The 5,828-nt window shown below is 75.8% G+C and carries 5 protein-coding genes; 3 read left to right on the forward strand and 2 right to left on the reverse strand.

The genetic code is table 11. The annotated features are described in order from the left end of the window. Both L7D48_RS24615 and L7D48_RS24620 read right to left on the reverse strand, forming a co-directional pair. A partial coding sequence (locus L7D48_RS24615) for a serine/threonine protein kinase (RefSeq protein WP_237882610.1) occupies positions 1 to 1,254 on the reverse strand: 1,254 nt, incomplete at its 3' end. Next, complete coding sequence (locus L7D48_RS24620) at positions 1,251 to 3,032, reverse strand: serine protease (RefSeq protein ID WP_237882612.1); 1,782 nt, start codon at positions 3,030 to 3,032, stop codon at positions 1,251 to 1,253. The genes L7D48_RS24615 and L7D48_RS24620, both read right to left, overlap by 4 nt. Positions 3,033 to 3,112: 80 nt before the next feature. Here L7D48_RS24620 and L7D48_RS24625 point away from each other — a divergent pair, with 80 nt between their 5' ends. The 3 genes from L7D48_RS24625 to L7D48_RS24635 all read left to right on the forward strand — a co-directional run bounded on the left by L7D48_RS24625 (position 3,113) and on the right by L7D48_RS24635 (position 5,778). Beyond that, the gene (locus L7D48_RS24625) at positions 3,113 to 3,445 is read left to right on the forward strand and encodes a trypco2 family protein (protein WP_237882614.1); all 333 of its coding nucleotides are present in this window, start codon (positions 3,113 to 3,115) and stop codon (positions 3,443 to 3,445) included. Positions 3,446 to 3,630: 185 nt separating this feature from the next. Then, a complete protein-coding gene (locus tag L7D48_RS24630) occupies positions 3,631 to 5,358 on the forward strand; it encodes a PASTA domain-containing protein (RefSeq protein WP_237882617.1) in 1,728 nt (575 codons plus the stop codon). Between the two features lie 78 nt (positions 5,359 to 5,436). Continuing rightward, positions 5,437 to 5,778, forward strand: coding sequence for a hypothetical protein (locus L7D48_RS24635; protein WP_237882619.1), 342 nt, complete (start codon positions 5,437 to 5,439; stop codon positions 5,776 to 5,778). Positions 5,779 to 5,828: the final 50 nt, after the last annotated feature.

Below are 5,828 nucleotides of genomic sequence, written 5' to 3' on the forward strand. Positions count from 1 at the left end.
GCCCGGGCTCAGGGCGGGTGCGGTGACGGTGCGCCGGTAGTCCCTGGCCCGGCGGCCCAGCCAGTTCTCCAGTCCGGGCACGGTGCCGAGGCCGGCGTCCAGGAGGGTGGGGGTGGGCTCGAAGACGTCGGAGGGCCTGTTGTGGGGACGCCCCGTCCGCAGCGACAGCAACTCCCTGAGCACTCCCTCAAGTTGGCCGGACATCTCGGCGGCGGAGGAGAAACGGCGCGCGGGGTCCCGGTCGGTGGCGCGCTCCACCAGCCGGTGGAAGGAGACGTGCCCCAGCCCGGCGCCGGGAGCACCGGGGGCACCGTCCGCGGCCGCCCCGGCCAGCTCCTCCAGGGTCCGGCCGACGGTGTGGAGGTCGTGCGCGACGGTGGGCCCGCCGCCGGCCCTCACCTCGGGCGCCGCGTAGTCCGGGGTGATGACGGGGGCGCGGCGGGCGGAGCCGTCCGGCCGTCGCGCGCCGCCCAGGTCGATGAGGACCACGCGGGTGCCCCGGTGGATGACGTTGGCGGGCTTGATGTCGCAGTGCACCAGGCCCTGTTCGTGCAGCGCCGCCAGGGCGTCCAGGATCTGGCACCCGTAGCGGGCGACGTGCTCCAGGGTCAGGGGCTCGTCGGGGCCGAGCGGACGCAGGCCCCGCGCGGTCTCGTCCAGGATCTCCTGGAGGGACTTGCCTCCGACGTACTCCATCACGATGTAGTCGGCGTCGATCCCGCCGTCGCCGGGCCGGTGGTGCACGTAGTCGAGGATGCGGACGATCGACTCGTGGCCGACGGCGATCATCTGGTTGCGCTCCTCCAGCATGCTCTCCCGCGCCTCGTCGTCGTGCGGGTTGAGCACGCCCTTGAGGACGATGGGGCGGTCGCGCAGCCGGGTGTCGGCCGCCAGGTAGACCCAGCCCAGGCCGCCGTGGGCCAGGGGGCCGCGCACCTCGTAGCGCCCGCCGTCGAGCAGCTCCCCCTCCGCGAGCTGGGGGCGCAGCGAGTAGCGGGTGCCGCAGCGGGGGCAGTAGCCCTCGTGGCGGGCGGGCATGCCCCGGTAGGGCCTGCCGACCGGGTTGCCGCACTTGCCGCAGGGGCGGCCGTCCAGCGGTGGTACGGGGTCGGCCAGGACGAGGGAGGCCGGGTCGCCGGGCGGCGGCAGCGGGGGCAGGGCCAGCAGGCGGCGGCGCTCGCCGGCCGGGCCGCCGTGGCCGGTGCCGTGGGCCGCGTGGTGCCCCGGACGGTCCGCCTCGCCGCGTCCGCTCACCGCCGCTCCCCCTCCGCCTCGCGGGCATCCGTCTCGCGGGCGCCCGCCTCCGGACCGTCCGCTTCGGTCCCGCCCGTTCCGGCGCCGCCCGCCTCCGAACCCCCCGCCTCCGGCGGCCAGCCCAGCACACGGCGGACCGCGGCCGTGTAACCGGTCACCGCACGCGCCGCGCTCTCCGCCTCGAACGGGCCCGCGTGCAGCGCGTCGTGGGCCGCCCGGTACTCCCGGTCCAGCGCGACGTCCTCGATCCGGCCGTGCTGGACGGCCAGCCGCCGGTAGGCCCGCAGCTCCCCCCGCAGCTCCGCTCGGCGCCCGTATCCCCGCTCGGCCGCCTCCCACGCGGCCTCCACCGCCCGCTCGGCCCGGTCGGTACGGTGCCGCAGCTCCTCCAGCGCCCCGGGAAGCCGGGACCGGTCCAGGTCGGCGCCGGTGCGGTGGGCGTGCCGCAGCCAGGCCAGGTCCATGTGCAGCCGGGTCACGGCCGGGCCGGGGTAGTCCACCCCCGACAGCCGCACTCTGGCACGGGCCAGGTCCCGCAGGCGCGCGTCGAGCGCCTCCAGCCGGCCCGCCAGGGCTCCCGTGCGGTGGCGCAGCGCCAGGTCCTCCTCGGCCTGCCGGCCGATCCGGGTGCCGGTCCGGTGGAAGACCAGCAGCAGCCGGCAGCCGCGTTCGGCGAACTCCCCGCACAGCTCCAGCAGCCGGGCCGGGTCGGCGCACTCGTCCACCCCCAGCAGCGCGACGGTCAGCGGCGTGCGTAACCCCCGCAGCCGCTCCAGGGCCCGCGCCGGGCCGCTCTCCCTGAGGTTCATGCGTTCGGCGATCCGGACGGCCGCCTTCTCCGGCGCCGCGCCCCGCACGTCGACGGCCAGGTCGAGGCTGCCGACCGGGGGCACGGTGGACCCGGGATCGGTGGAGCCCGCGGCCGGGGCGTCCGCCGACAGCTCCCGGTCGGCCAGGGTCAGGGCGCGCCGCAGGGTGCGGTCGCGGCCGGAGCCGGGCCGGACCTCGGTGACGTAGACCGGGGGCCGCGCCCGCCCCCGGTCCGACAGCCAGGCGGCGAGCCGCTCCGCGTAGTCCGGCTCGTCCAGCCGCGCGGGCGGGCCGCCCCGGAGCACGGAGGGCTCGACGCCCGGCGGGCCCTGGACGCAGCGGCCCAGCCGGGGCAGGTAGTTGAGGACGGTCTCGACGGGGATCATGTGCGCCATCGTCAGCGGCGCGATCCCCCCGGACTCCGCGGACGCGGTGACCGTGATGCCCAGCACGCCGGGCGGGTCGCCCATGTCCAGCACCGGGCCGCCGCTGAAACCGCGCCGCGGCAGGTGCTCCGGGGCGACGTTGAGCTGTACGCGCTCGCCGAACGGCAGGCTCACCGTGGCCGCGAGGGCCGCGCCCCGGGCGTGCCGTACGGAGTCGGCGTAGCCGCACATCTCCACCCGCATGTCCCGCATCGCCGCCCGCAGCAGCGGCGCGGAGTGGCCGCCGGGCGGCGGGCGGTGCACCCTCAGCAGGGCCAGGTCCGCGCGGTCCTCGCCGCGCCGGGGGAACCAGCCGCCGTCGGCGACGGTGGCGGTGGAACCGGCGGCCCCCTCGATCTCGGGGAACTCCACGAGGACCGGGGAGGTCCGGTCGGGCAGCACGTGGGCGCAGGTCAGCACCGTGTCCCCGCCGAGCAGCACACCCGAGCCGACGACCGCGCGCGTGTCCTGCGACCGGATGCGCACCAGCCACGGCATCCCGCGCGCGCCCTGTGCGACACCGTCCCCCGTGCGGTCTCCCATGGGGCCGCAGCATACGCCCGGGCCGCATCTCTCTGTAGTCTCCCGGTGTCAACCGGTGAAACGGGCAAGGGGGTTGGGACATGACGGGCTCGGACGACCGCGGCAGCGGCGGCAACGACAGCGACATCGGTCTGGCCGATGTGATCCGCCAGGTCCGCGCGGACCTGGCGGCGGCGCAGCGCGAGGGTGATGCCGCCGGCGACGGACCGCGCTTCACCGTGGACAGGGTGTGCCTGGAGATGGCCGTCCAGGTCCGCCGCGAGGGCAGCGGCCGCACCGGCCTGCGCATCGGCGTCGTCACGGCCGACCTGGGCGGCGGACTCAGCCGGGACACCACGCACCGGGTCCAGGTGGAGCTGACCCCCCACCGCCCGGGCGGCACCTATCTGGTGGGCGGAGAGCCCGGCGACTGATCCGGCCTGCCGCATGCCGCTCACCGGTACCGGGACACCGACCCCGGCCACGTCCGGACGGGCGGGAGGTGCTCCGGGTGCCGTCCGGCCTCCTGAACGGCCGGGCGAGGTCGGCACCGGGCAGGCTCGGAGGCGAATCGCACACCAGTGTTAGACGGCGGGTCAACAGCGATTAGCATCCCCGTATGCCCCAGACCGCCGCCCAGCGCCTCCTGCGGAAAGACCCGCGCACCGCGAAGGCGGCGGCCCACGAGTCCGTAGCGCTCCCGGCCAACGGGGCGGAGGCCCTGCTCCGCGTCCTCCGGCCCGGGGAGGCGGTACTGGCCCTTTACCACCAGGGGATGACGGGGCATGCCGCGCTCACCACGGACGCCCTGATCCTCCTGGGCGGGACTTCAGCACAGCGGGTGACGCGGGTACCGAGGCCCCTGGCCGTCCTGCGTCCCACACACGGTGTCCGGGACAGTGTGGACGTGTCGGTGGAGGGGCGACGCGTCGGCCTGTGGGGCTCGGAGCTCGACAAGAAGGGCGACCTCCTTCTGCGGGCCGGGAAACCGGTGCCCGACCCCCTGGCCGAGGACCCGCGCACCGCCTCGGCCGCGGCCGCGGAGAGCGTCTCCTTCTCCGACGGTCAGAGGAAAGCGCTGCTGGAAGCGCTCGGACCCGACGAGGCCGTCCGGTCCTTCTACCGTGAAGGCTGGAACCGCGCCGCGCTCACCGAGAACGGTCTGGTCCTCATCCGGGGACTCACGACTCCCACGGCGGTCCGCGTACCCGGGCCCCTGCGGATCCTCCGCCGCGCGTACGGCGCGTCCGGATCCGTCGAGCTCCTCATTCACGGGAGGCCTCACAAGCTGAACGGCTCGGAGCTCGACCCGAAGGGGGAGCTCCTCGAAGCCATGGGGGATCTCCTGCCCCCGGACTCGTCCCTGCGCCCCGGTCGCGGAACCCGGTTCTCCGCCTGGGTGGGCCGGCACCCCGTCCTCGTGTGCGCGGTTGTGATCGCGGTGTTCTTCACCGGTCTGGGAGCGGCCGTCGGCATGGGTTCGGGCTCCGAGCAGGAGGAGCGGGCGGAGGCCGTGGCGGTGGGTCGGCCGGAGGCCACCCGCACCCTGGCCGTCCCCTCCTACCACGGGGCCCACCTCACCACGGCCGCCGCAAGGGCTCGCAGCCATCCGTGGCGGACGGTGTCGGCGGCTGACGCCTCCTCCGCCCGCCGGCCGGTGAAGACCACCGATACCGGCTGGCGGGTCTGCTTCCAGCGCCCCTCTCACGGCGAAACGGTTCACCCGTCCGGCACAGCGCTGACGCTGTACGCGGTTCCGGAGCAGGAGGAGTGTCCGAGGTGGCTGGGCGGTCCCGGCCGGGCCGTGATGCCGGACCTCGTCGGTGAGCAGTTCGATGACGCCTCGCGTGCCCTCGGCGACCTCGGCCTCGACAACCTGACGCCTTTCCACGCACACACCGGCAAGCGCCTGGACGGCGGGTCGCGGGACCTGGCCGAATGGCAGGTGTGCCGGCAGCGCCCGGAACCGGACACCGGGGTATCGACCACGATGTGGGTCGAGTTGTGGCTGATCGACCCCGGTGGCCCCTGCACCGAACCCAGCCCGGCCCCCACTCCGGAGCCGAGGCCCAAACCGAAGCCGGAACCGCGTCCCCGGCCTTCGTACGGCACCACCACAGAGGACAGCACCGGCGGGAGCGGTACCGGCGGGGGCGGTACCGGTGGGGGTGCTGCCGGCGGTGGTCCCTCCAGCAGCCCGGGAGGGGGCACCGGCAGCCGGGCCGGCGCCCGGTTCGGTCAGTACTGCTCTCCTGTGGGCGCCACCGCGACGACCGCAGACGGGCGGCCCGCGAAGTGCTTCATGGGCAAGGACGGCCGAGCCCGGTGGGGGTACGACTCCGGGTGACGAAACCCGCCGAGGTGCGCGCCCCCGCGGGCACGCCCATCACCGGCTCCTTGGCCGGTCAGAAGATCGACGAACGCGATGCACCGGCCGCGATGTTCGACCGCTGGCCGCACCCGGCCCACGGCCGGACCGGTCCGCAGCCTGGACGAACCGGTCCGGTTCGGCGAGCGCGCCTTCACCGAGGGACGCGACCCGCGCGTCGGCGGCCTCGCCCCGTACCGCGAGGGCCTGGTGCTGCGCGATTTGGTGCCGCGTCCGGCCGTCTTCCCCGATCCGGCCTCCCGGGGCGTCCGCCTGCGCCGCACCGTCCTGGCCCTCCCCGCGCCGGACGCGGAGCTGGTCGGCCGCGAACTCGCCGCCCATCTGCGGCCCTACGCGGACGCCGTGGACGGCCACCGCGCGGCGCGGCGCGGTGCCTGACACGCCCCCACAACGCGTCGGACACCGCACCGAGCCTCCCCCCGTTCCCC

It is taken from the genome of Streptomyces sp. ICN903 (genome assembly GCF_022015835.1).
Classification (GTDB): domain Bacteria; phylum Actinomycetota; class Actinomycetes; order Streptomycetales; family Streptomycetaceae; genus Streptomyces; species Streptomyces fenghuangensis.

Bases quoted from the DNA above. Each gene is read 5' to 3' on its own strand.
- L7D48_RS24625 (WP_237882614.1), top strand. From the start codon at position 3,113: ATGACGGGCTCGGACGACCGCGGCAGCGGCGGCAACGACAGCGACATC.
- L7D48_RS24630 (WP_237882617.1), top strand. From the start codon at position 3,631: ATGCCCCAGACCGCCGCCCAGCGCCTCCTGCGGAAAGACCCGCGCACC.
- L7D48_RS24620 (WP_237882612.1), bottom strand. From the start codon at position 3,032: ATGGGAGACCGCACGGGGGACGGTGTCGCACAGGGCGCGCGCGGGATG.
- L7D48_RS24635 (WP_237882619.1), top strand. From the start codon at position 5,437: ATGCACCGGCCGCGATGTTCGACCGCTGGCCGCACCCGGCCCACGGCC.